We start from the raw sequence: 16,833 nt of genomic DNA, 5'->3' as shown, positions 1-16,833 counted from the left end.
CGACGATGTCCTTAAAAGAGACAGGACGCTTGTCGTCGTTCGTGCCTCGCCCCCACACAATCCTCGAAGGAAGCCCCATGCAACCCCACTCGGTCGATGCCATCAAGTCGCATCCGCGTTACCAGGAGCTCGTCTGCTCCCGTAAATGCTTCGCCTGGAATCTGACGATTCTGATGCTTGTGATTTACTATGGCTTTATCCTGATCATCGCCTTTGCCCCCTCGCTGCTCGGCATACCCATCGCCGAGGGTGCAGTGACCACCGTTGGCATACCGATCGGCGTGGCCATCATCGTCAGCGCCTTTGTGCTCACCGGGATCTATGTCGCCCGGGCCAACAACCGCTTCGACGCCCTGACCAAGGCCATCCGGGAGGATCTACAATGAAGCGGTTCTATCTCTGGGGTGTGCTGCTGGCGCTGCTGGCCCCCTTCGCACTGGTGGCCGCGCCAGCCCTGAGCGGTGAAGTCGAGCGTCAGACGACCAATGTCACGGCCATCGTCATGTTCCTGGCCTTCGTGGCCGCCACACTGGGGATCACCTACTGGGCCGCCAAGCGCACCCGTTCGGCCAAGGACTTCTACACCGCCGGCGGAGGGATCACAGGGCTCCAAAACGGCCTGGCGATCGCCGGCGACTATATGTCGGCGGCCTCCTTCCTCGGGATCTCGGGCCTGGTGTTTGCCTCGGGCTATGACGGCCTGATCTATTCGATCGGCTTCCTGGTCGGCTGGCCGGTGATCATGTTCCTGATCGCCGAACAGATCCGCAACCTCGGCAAATTCACCTTCGCCGACGTCAGCGCCTACCGTTTCGATCAGACCAGGATCCGTACCCTGGCGGCGATCTCCTCGCTGGTCGTGGTCGCCTTCTATCTGATCGCGCAGATGGTCGGCGCCGGCAAACTGATCCAGCTCCTGTTCGGTCTGGATTACTGGATGGCCGTGGTTGTGGTCGGCGTGCTGATGATGATCTATGTCATCTTCGGCGGCATGACGGCGACGACCTGGGTGCAGATCATCAAGGCGGTGCTGTTGCTCTCGGGCGCCACCTTCATGGCCGTGGCCGCGCTCTCGAGCTTCGGCTTTTCGCCCGAGGAGATGTTCCGTCAGGCGGTCGCGACCCATCCCAAGGGACTCGCCATCATGTCGCCCGGCTCGCTGGTCACGGATCCGTTCAACGCCATCTCGTTGGGTCTGGCACTCATGTTCGGCACCGCTGGTCTTCCGCACATCCTGATGCGTTTCTTCACCGTGCCGGACGCCAAGGAGGCGCGCAAATCGGTGTTCTATGCCACCGGCTTCATCGGTTATTTCTATATCCTGACCTTCATCATCGGTTTCGCGGCCATCGTGCTGCTCGCCCAGCACCCGGCCTTCTTCAAACCCGAGGCGCTCGCCACCGATGGTTCACTGATCAAGGAGCAACTGGTCAAGGGGCTCGACGGCGGCACCAACATGGTTGCCATCCGGCTTGCCGAGGCGGTCGGCGGCAATCTGTTTTTGGGCTTCATCTCGGCGGTGGCCTTCGCCACCATCCTGGCCGTGGTCGCGGGTCTGACCCTGGCCGGGGCCTCGGCGATCTCGCACGATCTCTATGCCAGTGTCATCGCGCGCGGCCACGGTAACGAGACCACCGAGATCCGGATCTCCAAGATTGCGACCTTCGGTCTGGGGCTGCTTGCGATCGCACTCGGGATCGCCTTCGAGAGCCAGAACGTGGCCTTCATGGTGGGTCTGGCCTTCGCGGTCGCCGCGAGCGCCAACTTCCCGGTGCTGGTGACCTCGATCCTCTGGGGTCGGATGACCACCCATGGTGCCCTGGCCGGTGGCCTGGTCGGCCTGATCAGTGCCGTGGTGCTCACTGTGCTGTCGAAGGCGGTCTGGGGCGATGTGTTTGGGAACCTCGGCGCCGACGGCAAACCGGTCGGTCTGATCGCGCTTAACAACCCGGCGATCGTCTCGATGCCGCTGGCCTTCGTCGCGATCTGGATCGTCTCGCTGCTCGATCGCTCTGAACGGGCCAGACGCGAGTGTCAAGCGTTCGAGGCCCAGCGCGTCCGCTGTGAGACAGGCATCGGCGCCGAGGGCGCGCTGGAGCATTGATGGTTCGGACTGAGCCGTACCAAATCTGACCAAATCTGATCGAGCTGGTCTGATTCAAGGCTTAAACAACAAACGGGACGAGACGGCAACGCCTCGTCCCGTTTGTGCAAGCGACCAGTGGCCAGCCACTGGGGGGCTGGAAGCTGGCATTCAGCTTGCGATCCGCCGACCTGCCATCCATTACCGATTTTTCTGAAATCGGGTTAAAATGCCCAGATCGCGCGGGTGGCGAAATTGGTAGACGCGCTGGATTTAGGTTCCAGTGGAGCACTCCGTGGGGGTTCGAGTCCCCCCTCGCGCACCATCCCTCCCCTGAGACGACATCGACACATGGCCACGCACAACCCTCCCCGCCATGGCAAGACCGGCAAGCCCATCGATACCGCCAAGCTCGATCAGGTCGTCGCCAAGGCGCGCAAGGCGAGCGAAGAGCGCGCCGCCGGCTATCGCGATCAGGCGCTCAAGCTCTATCCCTGGGTCTGCGGACGCTGTGCCCGCACCTTCACGCGCGAGAATCTGCGCGAGCTGACGGTGCATCACAAGGATATGGATCACGACAACAACCCGCCCGACGGCAGCAACTGGGAGCTGCTGTGCATCTACTGTCACGACAACGAGCACCAGAAGTACGAAGAGCATCTGGCGGCGCTCGCGCGTGGTACCGGCAAGCCGGCCAAAGCGAGTGCCAACGCCGGTTCGGCGGCGACCTTCAATCCCTTCGCCGGTCTCGCTGATCTGCTGAACAAGGATTGAAGGACAGCACCATCCGGTGCGATCGTCGCACCGGACGAACTGCCCCTAACCCGCCTAACGGCGTCCAAACCGAGTTCAACCTCCAGGTTCAGTCCATCCCCGGAGTCTCGCCAACCGCATGTCCGATCATCTCTTCTTCGCCTCTGCCCCCAAGCATCTCGGCAGCCTGCTCGCCGAAGAGCTGACCCGACTCGGGATGGCGGAGGCCACCGAGACGCGCGGCGGTGCACGCTTCTCGGGACGCATCGAGGATGGCTACCGTGCCTGTTTGTGGTCGCGGATCGCCAACCGCATCCTGCTGCCGCTCGCTCAGGTGTCGCTCGGCGGTCCGGACGAGATCCGCGACAGCGCGTTAAAGATCCCCTGGGAGGAGCATCTGGCCCCGGAGCGTACCTTCGCCATTCAGTTCGATGGCCAACTCGAGGGCGTCACCCACCCGCATTTCGCCATCCTCCAGGTCAAGGACGCCATCGCCGATCGCTTCAACCGGCTCTACGGACGGCGTCCGAGCGTCGATCCCGAGTCTCCGGATCTGCGCATCCATCTCTATGGCAATTGTGATACCCTCGCCTTCAGCCTGGATCTCTCGGGCGAGTCGCTGCATCAGCGCGGCTATCGCGAGGCCGGTTTTGCTGCGCCGCTCAAGGAGAATCTGGCCGCCGCGCTCCTGCTGCGCGCCGGTTGGCCCGAGATCGCCGCCGAGGGCGGTTCCCTGATCGATCCCATGTGCGGCTCGGGCACGCTCGTCATCGAGGGCGCCCTGATCGCTGCCGACATCGCGCCCGGTCTCTTGCGCAAGCGTTTCGGTTTCCACGGCTGGATCCAACACGACGAGCTGGCCTGGCAGCGACTGCTGGCCGAGGCGCGTCTGCGTCGGACGGCCGGACTCAAACGGCTCGGCGCGTTGCGCGGCTATGACATCGACCCCAACGCCATCCGCGCCTCCCTGCATCACCTTAAGCGTGCCGGACTCGCCGGTCTGGCCCACTTCGAGTGCCGCGAGTTGGCCGACTGCCGGCCCGGACGGGAAGAGGACGAGGGGCTGGTGATCGTCAACCCACCCTATGGTGAGCGGCTCGGCGCTAATGAGGACCTAGGCCAGCTCTATGCGCGCCTGGGTATGCTGCTTAGGGAGCGCTTTCTCGGCTGGCGCGCGGCGGTCTTAACCGCCAACCCCGAACTCGGCAAGCGCCTGGGTCTGCGGGCGACCCGGATCCACAGCCTCTACAATGGTCCGATCGAATGCCGGCTGCTGAGCTTTCAGGTCGAGCCGCGTTACTTCATCAGTCATCTGCCGCGCCCACTGCCGCCCGCAGAACGCAGCCCGGGTGCCACCATGCTCGCCAATCGATTGAAGAAAAACCTCCGGGCGCTGCGCCAATGGCGTGAACGCGAAGGCATCGACTGTCTGCGTCTCTATGACGCCGACCTGCCCGAGTATGCCCTGGCGATCGACCTCTACGAGGGCGACCGGCGCTTCGTGCATGTCCAGGAATATGCCGCGCCGCCGAGCATCGATCCCAAGCAGGCGCGCCGGCGGCTGCGCGAGGCCCTGGGTCTGATCCCCGAGGTGTTGGAGGTGCCCTGCGAACAGGTGTTCCTCAAGGTACGCCGTCCGCAGAAGGGCCGTGCCCAATACGAACGGCTGGCCCAGACCAGGCGCTTTCATGAGGTCGCGGAATATGGCCACAGGTTCCTGGTCAACTTCGAGGACTATCTAGACACCGGACTCTTTCTCAACCATCGCGAGGTACGGCGGCTGATCGGCGCGCTCGCCGCCGGCAAGCGTTTCCTCAACCTCTTTGCCTACACGGGGACCGCGACCGTATATGCCGCAAAGGGCGGGGCGGTCTCGACCACCACGGTCGATCTGTCGCGGACCTATCTGAACTGGGCAGCGCGCAATCTGGAGCTCAACGGGATCCAGGGGCCGAATCATCGGCTCATCCAAGCCGACTGTCTGCGCTGGATCGAGTCGATGTTCGGACGGTGCCGTTTCGATCTGATCTTTCTCGACCCGCCGAGCTTCTCGACCTCCAAGCGGATGCAGGGTACGCTCGATATCCAGCGCGACCATGTCGCCATCATCCAATCGACCATGCGTCTGCTCGAACCCGGCGGGCGGCTGATCTTTTCAAACAATCTGCGCCGCTTCCGCCTGGATCTGGAGGGGCTGGCGCCCTTCGAGGTCAGCGACATCAGCGCCCAGACCCTGCCGCGCGACTTCGCCCGCAATCCACGCCTCCACCACTGCTGGGTGATCCAGCACCCGGGACCGCCGCCGCACTGGATGGATCGCGGTGACGACGAGGTCCGCCATGCTTGAGGTCATCGGACTCGAATGCCGGCGCGGTGACCGGCGTCTGTTCAGTGGATTGGATCTGGTACTGGGGCCCGGAACCTTGCTCCATGTACGCGGGCGCAACGGGAGCGGCAAGACCACACTGTTGCGGACACTCTGCGGACTCTTCACCCCGGATGCAGGCGAGGTGCGCTGGCGTGGTGAGTCGATCCGCACCCTGGCCGAGGACTATCGGCGCGAGCTTTTGTACTGCGGCCATCTCAATGGCATCAAGTCTGACCTGACCGGGCTCGAAAACCTGGCGATCGCCGCCCGGCTCGACGGCGATCCAGTTGGAAGCGATGCGGTCTGGCAGGCGCTTGCGCGTATCGGTCTGCGCGGCTTCGAGGATCTACCGACGCGGATGCTCTCGCAGGGCCAGAAGAGGCGCGTGGCCCTGGCTCGGCTCATCCTCAGTCGCGCCCGGCTCTGGGTGCTGGACGAGCCATTCACGGCGCTCGACGTCGAGGCCGTGGCCCTGCTCCAGGGGCTGATCGCCGAGCATCTGGCCGGCGGCGGTCTGGTGGTCCTGACCACGCACCAGGAGGTACCACTGACCTCGGGCCAGGTCGCCCGTCTGGATCTGGGGGGCTGAGACGATGTGGGCGGTCTTCTGGTGCATCCTCAAGCGCGATCTGCTACTGGCCCTGCGGCGGCGGACCGAGGTGCTCACCACGCTGTTTTTCTTTGTGATCGTGGTCAGTCTGTTTCCGCTTGGAGTGGGCACCGAGCGTCAGGTGTTGCAGATCCTGGGACCTGGCGTGGTCTGGGTCGCGGCCCTGCTGGCCTCGATGCTGGCGCTGGAGCGGCTGTTCGCGGCGGACTATGAGGATGGGACGCTGGAGCAGATGCTCCTGACCCCCCAGCCGCTGTCGCTCTTGGTGCTGGCCAAGGTCGGCGCGCACTGGCTGCTGACCGGACTGCCGCTGGTGCTGATCGCGCCCTTGGTCGGGATGCAGTACCATCTCTCGGAGGCCCAGATCGGGATCATGATGCTCGCACTCCTGCTCGGTACGCCGATCCTGAGCCTGATCGGGGCCATCGGCGCGGCCTTGACGCTCGGACTGCGTGGCGGTGGGATCCTGCTTTCGCTCCTGATCCTACCGCTCTATATCCCGGTGCTGGTCTATGGCGCCGGTGCGGTCGAGGTCAGCCGGATCGCGCTCACCGACACCGAACCCTATCTGATGCTGCTGAGTGCCTTTCTGCTCGCGGCCCTGACACTGGCGCCACTGGCCTCGGCAGCGGCGCTCAAGATCTCGCTGGAATGACGCTACTGCCATGACCCTGAACTGGTTCAAATTTGCCTCGCCCGCGACCTTCTATCCGCTCGCGGGCCGCCTCATCCCGCCCTTCTGGATCCTGACCGGGGTGTTACTCGTGATCGGTCTCTACTGGGGGTTTTTCCAGACGCCCGATCAGCTCGGCGGCAGCAATGCGCAGAAGGAGTATTACCGCATCATCTTCGTCCATGTCCCGGCGGCCTGGATGTCGATGTGGCTCTATGTCGTGCTGGTGTTCTGGGCGGCGCTCGGGCTGGTCTTCAACACCCGGCTGTCGTTCATGATGGCCAACGCGGTCGCACCGACCGGCGCGGTCTTCACCTTCCTGGCGCTCTGGACCGGTGCCTTTTGGGGCCGTCCGAGCTGGGGCACCTATTGGGACTGGGATCCGCGTCTGACCTCGGAGCTGGTGCTGTTCTTTCTCTATATCGGCTATATCGCCCTGCACGCCGCCATCGACGACACCCGCCGCGCCGACCGCGCCTCGGCCCTGCTGGCGATCGTCGGACTGGTCATGGTCCCGGTCATCTACTGGTCGATCAACTGTCCCGACCCAACCCAGTGCGCGGCCCTCCACCAGCGTTCTGGGCTGGGCAAGATCGAGAGCAACATCCTATTTTCGATGCTGACCATGACCCTGGCCTTCTGGATGTACTCCTTTGCGACCAGCTTGATGCGACTGCGTGCGATCATCCTCAGGCGCGAGGCCGAAGCGAGCTGGGTCCAAGAATTGCTGAACCGGGAGCGTTCACGATGAGCGATTTCCTCTCTCAGGGCGGTTACGCCTTCTTCGTCTGGGGCGCCTATGGCATGGTGGCCCTGGTCTTGGTGGCTGAGGTGCTACAACTGCGTCTTCAGCAGCGAACCATTTGGGCGCGTTTGGGTCGACTGGCCCGACTGTCCCAATCCTCGCGTTCGGAGTGAAATGCCCGCTATGAAAGCACGACAGAAACGCCTGCTCTTCGTCGGCCTGGCGATCCTCGGGATTGGCGCGGCCTCGACCCTGGCCATCACCGCCCTCCAGAGCAATCTCTCCTATTTCTTCAGCCCCTCCCAGGTGCTGGCCAAGGAGGCCCCAAGCAATCACGTCTTCCGACTCGGCGGACTGGTCACCAAGGGTTCGTTGCGGCGCCAGGACGAGGGCCTGACGGTCTATTTCGACGTGACCGACAACGTAGCGACCGTCAAGGTCGCCTATGAGGGCATCTTGCCCGATTTGTTCAAGGAAGGCTCGGGCGTTGTCGCCAAGGGCCGACTACGCCCGGATGGCGTGTTCCAGGCCGAGGAGGTCCTGGCCAAGCATGATGAGGAATACATGCCACCCGAGGTCGCAAGCACGCTCCAGACCGCCCATGCCGAGGGTGTGGCAGGGGCCGCTGGCCAACCCCCAGCCAACAGCGGAGCCGCCCACTGATGGTCCCTGAACTCGGTCATTTCGCCCTATTGCTGGCGCTGATGCTGACCCTGGTCCAGGCCAGCGTGCCCCTGATCGGGAGCTTCACCGGCAACCGCGCCTGGATGGCCATGGCGCGTCCGCTGGCCTGGGGTCAGCTCAGCTTCATCGGCATCGCCTTTCTCTGTCTGCTGATCGCCTTCCTAGGCGATGATTTTTCGGTGCTCTATGTCGCGTCCAATTCCAATACCCTGATGCCGACGCCCTATAAGGTCTCGGCCATCTGGGGGGCACACGAGGGCTCGCTGCTGCTGTGGGTACTGATGCTCGCCGGCTGGGGCGCAGCGGTCGCGCAGTTCAGCCGCCACCTGCCGCTGCCGATGATCGCGCGCGTCCTCTCGGTCCAGGCGATGGTCGCGATCGGCTTCCTGCTGTTCATGCTGCTGACCTCCAACCCGTTCGAGCGGATCTTCCCAGCACCGCCCGAGGGCCGCGACCTCAATCCGCTGTTGCAGGATCCCGGATTGGCCATCCACCCGCCGCTGCTCTATATGGGCTATGTCGGCTTCTCGGTGGCCTTTGCCTTTGCCATCGCTGCCCTGATCGGCGGCAAGCTCGACGCGGCCTGGGCACGCTGGTCGCGGCCCTGGACCACCATGGCCTGGGTATTCCTGACCATCGGCATCGCACTCGGCTCCTGGTGGGCCTACTACGAACTCGGCTGGGGCGGCTGGTGGTTCTGGGACCCGGTCGAGAATGCCTCCTTCATGCCCTGGCTGGTCGGTACCGCACTGATACACTCGCTGGCGGTGACCGAGAAGCGCGCGGCCTTCAAGAACTGGACGGTGCTGCTGGCGATTGCGACCTTCTCGCTGTCTTTGCTCGGCACCTTTCTGGTGCGTTCGGGGGTCTTGACCTCGGTCCATGCCTTTGCCACGGATCCGGCGCGCGGTACCTTCATCCTGCTGTTTCTATGTCTCGTCATCGGCGGTTCGCTCGCGCTCTATGCCTGGCGCGCACCGACGATCTCTGGCGGCGGACGCTTCGATCTGCTCTCGCGCGAGACCTTTCTGCTCATCAACAACCTTTTGCTCTCCACCCTCGCCGCCCTGGTGCTGTTCGGCACCCTGGCCCCGCTGATCTATGAGGCGGCGGGCTGGGGCAAGATCTCGGTCGGCTTCCCCTGGTTCAACAAGATGTTTGTTGCCCTGTCGCCGCTCCTAATCCTGGCCACGGCGATCGGGCCCCATGTGCACTGGAAACACGACGAGCCCTGGCGTCTGGTGCGCGCGCTCTGGATTGCGCTGGCGCTCGGCGTTACGGCCTTCCTAGCGGTCTCGCTGCCGGGAATGTCCGCTGATCAGATAGCGACCGGATTCGGCGTCGGCATGGCGGTATGGCTGGTGGTCGCCCATGTGCTGGGTCTATTCGAGCGGCTCAGGCACAAGGGCGGGCTGCGCGCGCTCAAGGCCGATCTCGCTGGCAACAGCCGCGGCTATTACGGCATGTGGTTGGCGCACCTGGGGCTAGCGGTCTTCATCGTCGGCGTGACCCTGGTCTCGATCCACGGCGAAGAGACCGATGTACGGCTATCGCCCGGCGCCAGTCACGAGGTCGCAGGCTACCGCTTCCAGTTCAATGGCGTGACCGCCGTGCCCGGACCCAACTATCGGGCGTTCCGGGGCGACTTCATCGTCTATCGCGGCGAACGGGAGATCGCCCGCCTCTCTCCCGAGAAGCGCCATTATCTCTCGGGCGGCATGCCCATGACCGAGGCGGCGATCGATGCCGGACTCTTGCGCGACATCTATGTCTCGCTCGGCGAGCCGGTCGGTACCCAGGGTGACTGGGCAGTGCGGCTTTATTACAAACCCTATGTGCGCTGGATCTGGCTCGGCTGCCTCCTGATGGCCATCGGCGGCGCCTGGGCCGCGACCGATCGGCGTTATCGTACCGTGCGCCAGACCGCGACCGTTCCGACCGGGATCGCGCTGGCCAAGGCCTGAAGGATCGAACATGAACCCATCCGCCAAACGCGCCCTCATCCCGCTCGGGGTCTTCCTGGCCCTGGCGGCCCTGCTCTTCTATGGATTGCAACTGGATCCGCGCCAGATCCCCTCGCCCCTGGTCGGCAAACCGGCCCCTGAGTTCAGTCTGCCCGATCTCAAGGATCCCAACCGCACCCTGACCCGCGACATCCTCATCGGCGAGGTGTCGCTGGTGAACGTCTGGGCCTCGTGGTGTCCGTCCTGCCGTCAGGAACACGCCGAGCTCATGCGTATCGCGCGTGAGTATGGCGTGCGGGTGATCGGCTTCAACTGGAAGGACACCCGGTCCGAGGCGCTGGCCATGCTCCGGCGCTTCGGTGATCCCTATACGGTCTCCCTCTACGACCCGGATAATCAAGCCGGGATCGACTGGGGCGTCTATGGTGCCCCCGAGAGCTTTGTCGTCGACGCCGAGGGCATCATCCGTCACAAACGGGTCGGCCCGATCGATGCCCAGGTCTGGGCCAAGGAGATCCAACCCATCGTCGAGCAGTATCGAAAGGGCAAGTCATGAAGCGGCTATCCACCACAACCGTCCTGGCGGCCTTGAGCCTCGGCAGTGTCTTGCTGACGACTCAGTCCCGCGCCTTCACCCTGGAAGAATTTACCTTCGAGGATCCGGCACGCACCCGGGAGTTCCGCGCACTCATCGGCGAGCTGCGCTGTTTGGTCTGTCAGAACGAATCGCTCGCCGGCTCGCAGGCCAGCGTCGCCCAGGACCTGCGCAAGGAGGTCTATCGCCTGATGCAGGAGGGCCGGAGCCGTCAGGAGGTCATCGACTTTCTGGTCGCGCGCTATGGCGACTTCGTGCTCTATGATCCGCCGCTCAAGGCCTCGACCCTGGTGCTCTGGTTCGGCCCCTTCCTGTTCGTCGGTTTTGGGGCCTATCTGCTTGCGCGCACGCTCCAGCGCAAGACGGCCGAACCCGACCAGGATCTGAGCGAGACCGAACGCGCCCGATTACAACAGCTCCTCGCCGAGACCGGCGACCAAATGACTCGAAACCCATGATTATTTTCTGGATCCTTGCCGGCCTTCTGCTGGCTTTGTCGCTCGTCTTCGTGCTCGCGCCTCTGGTGCGACCCACGCCGCTGGATACCGCGCCCAGTCAGGATCGGCTCAACCTGGAGGTCTTCCAGCAACGGCTGAAGGAACTCGACGCCGATCTGGAGACCGGTTTTCTCAACCAGGAACAGTACGACGCCGCACGACGCGATCTTGAGCGCGAGCTGCTCTACGATCTGGAAGGCGCCGAGTCCGCCAAGGCCGCGCGTCCGAGTTCGGCCTTCAGTCGCTGGGCACTGGGTCTGGCGTTGACCCTCATCGTCCCCACGGCCACCGTGCTCGCCTATCTGGAACTCGGTCGAACAGATCTGATCGACCGGCATCTAGCGGACGCCCTGTCTGCAAGCGACAAGACCCAGGCCGCCTCGCTGGATGAGCTGGTCCAGCAGTTGGAACAACGGCTCGAACAGGAGCCGACCAATATCGATGGCTGGATGATGCTCAGCCGCACCTATCTGGCCATGGGTCGGCTCGATGCCGGGGTCAAGGCCATGGAGCGCGCCTATGCGCTCGCGCCCAACGAGGTCGAGCTCAAGATCGCCTATGCCGAGGTGTTGGGACTGGCCGATCCCAACAAGAGTTTGTTGGGACGTCCCGCCGAGTTGATCGCCGAGGCGCTCGCCCTGGACCCAAGCAACTCCAATGCGCGCTGGTTCTCGGGTCTGATCGCCTTCCAGCGCGGTCAATATCAGGCCGCGCGCACCACCTGGCAGGGCATCCTCGATGAGCTCGATCCGGCAAGCGAGGAGGCTGGCAATCTGCGACAGATGATGGACGAGGCCCAGCGTCGCGCCGGGGTCCCGACCGCAAGCGCATCGACCACGCCTGGCGAAACGGCGGTCCCTACAACCTCGGACTCAGCTGCACCGGCTAGATCTCAAGCCGAGGCGGCGAATCCCGAGACGCCTGCCCAGCCCCCTGAGCCGTCTGCGACGGCCTCCCAAGCGCGTCTGACCCTGGCCGTCAGTCTCGATCCGAGTCTTTCGGATCGTGTCTCGCCTGAGGATACGGTCTTTGTCTTTGCGCGTGCCGTTCAGGGACCGCCGATGCCGTTGGCCGTGCAGCGTCTCCAGGTGAAGGATCTGCCCGCGACCCTGACGCTCGACGACAGCCAGGCCATAAGCCCAGCCCTGCGACTGTCGGCCTTCGACCAGGTCCAGGTCGGGGCACGGGTCGCGCTGAGCGGACAGGCCACGCCCCAGCCCGGCGATCTGTTCGGCGAGTCTGGACCAATCCGGCGTGATACCCAGGACACCATCCAGATCCACATCGAACATGTGCGCCCCTGAACGCATACGCCGACGCCAAGGACAGGGCGTCCTCGGCATCCCCGCGCCTCGTTTCGAGTCGGTCGGTATCAGCCCGTCGCTGACTTTTGGTAGGTTCCGACCAGCTCGGCGTGGCCCAGGATGTGATCGTCCATCGCCAGCAGCAGGTCATCCTTGCGGGGTGTGCCCAGATCTGCAAGACAGACATCCAGGGCATAGAGCCGATGAAAATAGCGGTGACGCCCGATCGGTGGACAGGGACCGCCGTATCCGGTCCGCCCCCAGCTATTGATCCCTTCGCGCGTGCCCGCGGGCAGCCCGGTGCGCGCGGCGTCCTCGGGCAGGCCCCCGCACTCAGGCGGGATGTTGTAGAGGATCCAGTGATCCCAGACCATGCGCGGTGCCGCCGGATCGGGCGCATCCGGGTCATCGACGATCAGCACCAGGCTCCGGGTCCCCTCCGGTAGATTCTCCCATCTCAATGGCGGCGAGCAGTCCTCGCCCTCGCAGGTATAACGCAATGGAATGGATCCACCATCGACAAAGGCATCGGATTTGAGGACTAGTGCCATCTTTGGCCTCCAGCGTTGTGCTAAGGAAACACTAATAAATCGCGTGCCTCTCAATCGCGGCTGAAGCCGCTCCTACAAAATCAATGGGTTACTTGAGAAGGTTTTGCCACCCCGGGATGGGCCCTTAGCGTATCCCGGGCTTTAAGCCCTGGTTCGGGCAGGCCTCCTGCCTCGGATGGGAAGCGCTGATTGAATCAGTGCTTCCCTCAGCTCGCCTGAGTCCAGCTTCGATTACAGTATAATTTCGATTCGTTCGGAAGAACCTCCCTGGGCGCCGACTCAGCGCCCCGATTTCCACTCAAGCGCCACGACGGGATCCAAGATGTCTGACTACAATGCCGAGGACGTCCGCAACATCGCCCTGGTCGGTCACGCCGGCTCTGGAAAGACCACCCTGGTGGAGGCGCTGCTCGCGGCCACCGGCGTCATCGATGTGCCCGGTAACGTCACCAAGGGCACCACGATCTGCGACTTCGACCCCATGGAAAAGGAGTTGCAGCACTCGCTCGATGCTGCCATCACCAGCTTCACCAGCAGCGGAAAGCACATCAATCTGATCGACACCCCCGGCTATCCCGACTTCCTCGGGCGCAGTCTCTCGGTGCTGCCGGCGGTTGAGACCGCGGCCCTGGTCATCAACGCCCAGACCGGGATCGAATCCATGACCACCCGCATGATGAAGGCCGCCGACAACCGTCATCTATGCCGGTTGATCATCGTCAACCAGATCGACGCCGAGCACGTCGACCTGGGTCAGTTAACCGCCCAGATCCGCGAGACCTTTGGCCCCGAGTGTCTGCCGATCAACCTGCCCGCCGAGGGTGGGAGGCGTGTGGTCGACTGCTTCTTCCAACCCAGCGGCGGGACTACGGATTTTTCCTCGGTCGAGGAGGCGCACCGCCAGATCATCGACCAGGTGGTCGAGGTCGATGAGGATCTCATGGCGCTCTATCTGGAGCAGGGCCAGGAGCTTCAGCCCGAGCAGATCCACGAACCCTTCGAGGCGGCGCTCCGCGAGGCGCACCTGATGCCGATCTGCTATGTCTCGGCCCAGACCGGCGTCGGCATCCCGGAGCTCTTGGAGATCCTGGCGCGGCTGATGCCCAACCCAGCCGAGGGGAACCCCCCACCCTTTCTCAAGGGCGAGGGCGCAGCCATGGAGCCGGTGCGCGTCATCCCGGATCCGAGGCTGCATGTCGTGGCCCATGTGTTCAAGGTCCTCAACGACCCCTATCGCGGCAAGATCGGCATCTTCCGCGTCCATCAGGGCCGCATCACCCCCTCCAGTCAGCTCTTCATCGGCGACGCGCGCAAGCCGTTCAAGGTCAACCATCTCTACCGCGTGCACGGTAAGGATCTGATCGAGGTCGAGGAGGGCGTCCCGGGTGATATCCTGGCTGTGACCCGGATCGATGACATCCATTTCGATGCCGTGCTGCACGACTCGCACGATGAGGATCATCTCCATCTGACCACGATGGAATGCCCGGTCCCGCTGTTCGGACTGGCGATCAGCCCCAGCAAGCGCGGCGACGAACAAAAGCTCACCGACACGCTCAACAAACTGCGCTCGGAAGACCCCTGCCTCCATATCGAGCACAACGCCAGCGCCAACGAGACCGTGGTACGTGGACTCGGCGAGGCCCATCTCAAGGTGGTGCTGCGGCGGCTCACCGATCAGTTCCATGTCGAGGTCGAGACCCGACCGCCGAGTATCCCCTATCGCGAGACCATCCTGGGCCGGGCCGAGGGGCACCATCGGCACAAGAAGCAGACCGGCGGCGCCGGGCAGTTCGCTGAGGTCTATCTGCGGGTCGAGCCCAGGGAACGTGGGACCGGGTTCGAGTTCGTCGATGCCGTGGTCGGTGGTGCCATTCCGGGCAACTTCATCCCCTCGATCGAAAAGGGCGTGCGTCAGGTGCTGGAAGAGGGAGTCATCGCTGGTTATCCGCTCCAGGACGTGAAGGTCACCGTCTACGACGGCAAACACCATCCGGTGGACTCCAAGGACATCGCCTTTGCCACCGCCGGACGCAAGGCCTTCATCGACGCCGTGCTCAAGGCCCAGCCGGTGATCCTGGAGCCCATCGTCAAGATCCGCATCACAGCACCCGGCAATGCCATGGGCGATCTGGCCGGAGACCTGTCGAGCCGGCGCGGACGTATCAACGGCAGCGACTCCAAGAGCCGCGGGCGCGTGGTCATCGAGGGCGAGGTGCCGCTGGCCGAGCTGGAGGGCTATGACGCGCGGCTCAAGTCACTCACCAGCGGCGAGGGCACCTACAGCATCGAGCTGAGCCATTACGATCCGGTGCCGGCCAACATCCAGAAACAGATGATGGAGGCCTATCAGCGCACCGAGGACTGAGCGCGGTCTCGAATCTTCTTCGGACCGGACCTTTCAGCGACCTTCCGCCTGAGATCCGGCCGCTAGACGTCCGCGCTGCGCCGCGCCCCCTGAAGCGCCTGCGCATCAGGATGACTCCGGGTCATCGACCAAAGCAGCAAACCGATCCAGCCGAGGATGGTCCAGCCGAGCAGGACGTTGAGTACACTGATGAGGATGCGCCGGCGGTGGCCCTGGTCAAACGCCAAGAAGCTCGGCAGCAGATAGGCTAGGATCAGGAGCGCGGAGATGAACCAGCCGCGCACATCGATCGGGTAAAGCCTGTCAATGGCGAGGAGCAAAAGCAGCCACACCAAGACGAGGACAGGGATGCCGCGCCGCAGACCAAGGCGGCGCAGGCGCCCGAGGGTCGTCATCCAGAGGCGGGAAGGCCAACCTTGGGCGCGGTCGGACGATAGGTGTTGATCCATACTGATTCTCCACTAATAGGGTCGGCGCGAAGCCTAGCCTCAACCCTGCCTGGCAGGAGAGGCGGGATTTTTAGGCCCCGCGTTTGGGCATAAGCGCTTGACACAGCCGATCGAACCAAGGTCCTCTGGATCCGACTTGGATCGATCGAATGGGGTCACAGACTTGCAGCCATGTCTCCCTCAAACTTGGAGGCGCTTGGCCGTTATAAGGTCGAGGATGCGACAAGCGAACAAGCCGTCCTACAGACAGGGTCACCCCACTTTCGCATCCATCAGCGCGCCGAACTAGTGTCGAGTTACACGATAAGCCTCACAAATTGGAGCCTCATCATGATCAAATTTTTTACTGTTTCATCACTCGCGTGCTGTTTGGCCCTTTCCTGGTCGATGAGTTACGCGCAAACGGCGTCTAAGCCCTATGCCTATTCGATGAAGGTCTCCGTGCTCCGACCCAAGGGTAGCGATGCAGAGACCAGCAGTAAGGATAAGACCAAACCCTCGACGACGGTACTCACCCCCTGTACCGACGTGTTCAAGCGCGATGTCTTGTCATTTCAATTGGTCTATGATGCGGGCAAACGCACGGTCAATAAAAAAGACGGCACTGTAACCTCGAGCGTCACGGATACCTATTTATTCTTCTACAACCCCCAAGGGCTCGGCTTGAAGTCAACTGCCACTCCCAAGACCAACCCCAATGATACGACCGACACCGATGCCAATTACCCTAACATGTGTGAAATCAACGCGACCCAATACCAGGCCTGCGACCCCAGGGTCTGGGTGATCAACCGGCCTGCCATTGGCGTCGAGCCGTTTGCTATGCGTCCACTCGCAAGCCCTGCCCACATCCGTTTCGGTGACATTGAGCACATCTATCTATCGAAGGATGAAAACATCGGAACCGGTAAAATCACCGATTCGACACTAAGATCCTACATTCGATTCGACGATCTAAAACAAGGGTTATGGTCATTGATCGGCATCGTTGGACCAGCCATCGATCCCACTGCGTCAAATCCGCCGCCTGCACTGACATTCGATGATCCCTCGAAATGGGCCGCCTGGGATGCGGTCTCCTTCATGCTCGGATCCCCCTGGGGTAATGACAAACTCTGTGACTGAAAAGATAGCTGGGTGCCACTCGGCCCAAGCGAGTGGCCTCAGTCGAGCCTGCGACTGGATCGCC

Annotated in this window: 17 protein-coding genes and 1 tRNA gene; 16 read left to right on the top strand and 2 right to left on the bottom strand. The window is 63.2% G+C overall.

The features are described from left to right. Positions 1-77 precede the first annotated feature (77 nt). From E6P07_RS03630 to ccmI, 14 genes are all read left to right on the top strand, one after another. Positions 78-386, top strand: coding sequence for a DUF485 domain-containing protein (locus E6P07_RS03630; RefSeq protein WP_153974356.1), 309 nt, complete (start codon positions 78-80; stop codon positions 384-386). After that, positions 383-2,104 (top strand): cation acetate symporter, encoded by a 1,722-nt coding sequence (locus tag E6P07_RS03625; RefSeq protein ID WP_153974355.1) that lies wholly within the window; start codon positions 383-385, stop codon positions 2,102-2,104. Before E6P07_RS03630 ends, E6P07_RS03625 begins: the two co-directional genes overlap by 4 nt. A 219-nt stretch (positions 2,105-2,323) precedes the next feature. Beyond that, positions 2,324-2,408 (top strand) — tRNA-Leu (locus E6P07_RS03620). 26 nt (positions 2,409-2,434) lie between these two features. After that, on the top strand, positions 2,435-2,857 hold the full coding sequence (locus tag E6P07_RS03615) for a YajD family HNH nuclease (protein ID WP_153974354.1): 423 nt from the start codon (positions 2,435-2,437) through the stop codon (positions 2,855-2,857). Between the two features lie 118 nt (positions 2,858-2,975). After that, positions 2,976-5,183 carry a bifunctional 23S rRNA (guanine(2069)-N(7))-methyltransferase RlmK/23S rRNA (guanine(2445)-N(2))-methyltransferase RlmL gene (gene rlmKL / locus E6P07_RS03610; RefSeq protein WP_153974353.1) on the top strand — a complete coding sequence of 736 codons (2,208 nt, stop codon included), beginning with the start codon at positions 2,976-2,978 and terminating at the stop codon, positions 5,181-5,183. Continuing rightward, positions 5,176-5,793, top strand: a complete 618-nt coding sequence (gene ccmA / locus E6P07_RS03605) for a cytochrome c biogenesis heme-transporting ATPase CcmA (RefSeq protein WP_153974352.1) — start codon at positions 5,176-5,178, stop codon at positions 5,791-5,793. Before rlmKL ends, ccmA begins: the two co-directional genes overlap by 8 nt. 4 nt (positions 5,794-5,797) lie before the next feature. Beyond that, positions 5,798-6,469 (top strand): heme exporter protein CcmB, encoded by a 672-nt coding sequence (gene ccmB, locus E6P07_RS03600; protein WP_153974351.1) that lies wholly within the window; start codon positions 5,798-5,800, stop codon positions 6,467-6,469. A 10-nt stretch (positions 6,470-6,479) separates the two neighbouring features. After that, the gene (gene ccsA / locus E6P07_RS03595; RefSeq protein ID WP_153974350.1) at positions 6,480-7,238 is read left to right on the top strand and encodes a cytochrome c biogenesis protein CcsA; all 759 of its coding nucleotides are present in this window, start codon (positions 6,480-6,482) and stop codon (positions 7,236-7,238) included. Then, positions 7,235-7,405 (top strand): heme exporter protein CcmD, encoded by a 171-nt coding sequence (gene ccmD / locus E6P07_RS03590; RefSeq protein ID WP_153974349.1) that lies wholly within the window; start codon positions 7,235-7,237, stop codon positions 7,403-7,405. The genes ccsA and ccmD overlap by 4 nt, the downstream gene beginning before the upstream one ends. Before the next feature lie 10 nt (positions 7,406-7,415). Further along, positions 7,416-7,895, top strand: coding sequence for a cytochrome c maturation protein CcmE (ccmE, locus tag E6P07_RS03585; protein WP_153974348.1), 480 nt, complete (start codon positions 7,416-7,418; stop codon positions 7,893-7,895). Further along, positions 7,895-9,880: a heme lyase CcmF/NrfE family subunit gene (locus E6P07_RS03580; RefSeq protein WP_153974347.1), complete on the top strand. Its 1,986-nt coding sequence runs from the start codon at positions 7,895-7,897 to the stop codon at positions 9,878-9,880. The genes ccmE and E6P07_RS03580 overlap by 1 nt, the downstream gene beginning before the upstream one ends. 10 nt (positions 9,881-9,890) lie before the next feature. Next, a complete protein-coding gene (locus E6P07_RS03575; protein ID WP_153974346.1) occupies positions 9,891-10,436 on the top strand; it encodes a DsbE family thiol:disulfide interchange protein in 546 nt (181 codons plus the stop codon). Further along, complete coding sequence (locus tag E6P07_RS03570; RefSeq protein WP_153974345.1) at positions 10,433-10,933, top strand: cytochrome c-type biogenesis protein; 501 nt, start codon at positions 10,433-10,435, stop codon at positions 10,931-10,933. Before E6P07_RS03575 ends, E6P07_RS03570 begins: the two co-directional genes overlap by 4 nt. Continuing rightward, complete coding sequence (gene ccmI / locus E6P07_RS03565; protein WP_153974344.1) at positions 10,930-12,276, top strand: c-type cytochrome biogenesis protein CcmI; 1,347 nt, start codon at positions 10,930-10,932, stop codon at positions 12,274-12,276. The genes E6P07_RS03570 and ccmI overlap by 4 nt, the downstream gene beginning before the upstream one ends. A gap of 68 nt (positions 12,277-12,344) precedes the next feature. Here the strand turns inward: ccmI and E6P07_RS03560 are convergent, their stop codons facing one another. Beyond that, positions 12,345-12,827 carry a YbhB/YbcL family Raf kinase inhibitor-like protein gene (locus tag E6P07_RS03560; protein ID WP_153974343.1) on the bottom strand — a complete coding sequence of 161 codons (483 nt, stop codon included), beginning with the start codon at positions 12,825-12,827 and terminating at the stop codon, positions 12,345-12,347. A 322-nt stretch (positions 12,828-13,149) separates the two neighbouring features. On the opposite strand from E6P07_RS03560, the gene fusA reads away from it, so the two are divergent. After that, the gene (fusA, locus tag E6P07_RS03555; protein WP_153974342.1) at positions 13,150-15,195 is read left to right on the top strand and encodes an elongation factor G; all 2,046 of its coding nucleotides are present in this window, start codon (positions 13,150-13,152) and stop codon (positions 15,193-15,195) included. A 62-nt stretch (positions 15,196-15,257) separates the two neighbouring features. Here the strand turns inward: fusA and E6P07_RS03550 are convergent, their stop codons facing one another. Beyond that, positions 15,258-15,644 (bottom strand): superinfection immunity protein, encoded by a 387-nt coding sequence (locus tag E6P07_RS03550; protein ID WP_211363161.1) that lies wholly within the window; start codon positions 15,642-15,644, stop codon positions 15,258-15,260. Between the two features lie 330 nt (positions 15,645-15,974). Here E6P07_RS03550 and E6P07_RS03545 point away from each other — a divergent pair, with 330 nt between their 5' ends. Next, positions 15,975-16,769: a hypothetical protein gene (locus tag E6P07_RS03545; protein ID WP_153974341.1), complete on the top strand. Its 795-nt coding sequence runs from the start codon at positions 15,975-15,977 to the stop codon at positions 16,767-16,769. Positions 16,770-16,833 lie beyond the last annotated feature (64 nt).

It is taken from the genome of Thermochromatium tepidum ATCC 43061 (assembly GCF_009664085.1).
Taxonomy (GTDB): domain Bacteria; phylum Pseudomonadota; class Gammaproteobacteria; order Chromatiales; family Chromatiaceae; genus Thermochromatium; species Thermochromatium tepidum.
This window is presented reverse-complemented; position numbering and strand designations above follow the sequence as displayed.

Coding starts and splice junctions, on each gene's coding strand:
- E6P07_RS03630 (WP_153974356.1), top strand. CDS start 78: ATGCAACCCCACTCGGTCGATGCCATCAAGTCGCATCCGCGTTACCAG.
- E6P07_RS03625 (WP_153974355.1), top strand. CDS start 383: ATGAAGCGGTTCTATCTCTGGGGTGTGCTGCTGGCGCTGCTGGCCCCC.
- E6P07_RS03615 (WP_153974354.1), top strand. CDS start 2,435: ATGGCCACGCACAACCCTCCCCGCCATGGCAAGACCGGCAAGCCCATC.
- rlmKL (WP_153974353.1), top strand. CDS start 2,976: ATGTCCGATCATCTCTTCTTCGCCTCTGCCCCCAAGCATCTCGGCAGC.
- ccmA (WP_153974352.1), top strand. CDS start 5,176: ATGCTTGAGGTCATCGGACTCGAATGCCGGCGCGGTGACCGGCGTCTG.
- ccmB (WP_153974351.1), top strand. CDS start 5,798: ATGTGGGCGGTCTTCTGGTGCATCCTCAAGCGCGATCTGCTACTGGCC.
- ccsA (WP_153974350.1), top strand. CDS start 6,480: ATGACCCTGAACTGGTTCAAATTTGCCTCGCCCGCGACCTTCTATCCG.
- ccmD (WP_153974349.1), top strand. CDS start 7,235: ATGAGCGATTTCCTCTCTCAGGGCGGTTACGCCTTCTTCGTCTGGGGC.
- ccmE (WP_153974348.1), top strand. CDS start 7,416: ATGAAAGCACGACAGAAACGCCTGCTCTTCGTCGGCCTGGCGATCCTC.
- E6P07_RS03580 (WP_153974347.1), top strand. CDS start 7,895: ATGGTCCCTGAACTCGGTCATTTCGCCCTATTGCTGGCGCTGATGCTG.
- E6P07_RS03575 (WP_153974346.1), top strand. CDS start 9,891: ATGAACCCATCCGCCAAACGCGCCCTCATCCCGCTCGGGGTCTTCCTG.
- E6P07_RS03570 (WP_153974345.1), top strand. CDS start 10,433: ATGAAGCGGCTATCCACCACAACCGTCCTGGCGGCCTTGAGCCTCGGC.
- ccmI (WP_153974344.1), top strand. CDS start 10,930: ATGATTATTTTCTGGATCCTTGCCGGCCTTCTGCTGGCTTTGTCGCTC.
- E6P07_RS03560 (WP_153974343.1), bottom strand. CDS start 12,827: ATGGCACTAGTCCTCAAATCCGATGCCTTTGTCGATGGTGGATCCATT.
- fusA (WP_153974342.1), top strand. CDS start 13,150: ATGTCTGACTACAATGCCGAGGACGTCCGCAACATCGCCCTGGTCGGT.
- E6P07_RS03550 (WP_211363161.1), bottom strand. CDS start 15,644: ATGGATCAACACCTATCGTCCGACCGCGCCCAAGGTTGGCCTTCCCGC.
- E6P07_RS03545 (WP_153974341.1), top strand. CDS start 15,975: ATGATCAAATTTTTTACTGTTTCATCACTCGCGTGCTGTTTGGCCCTT.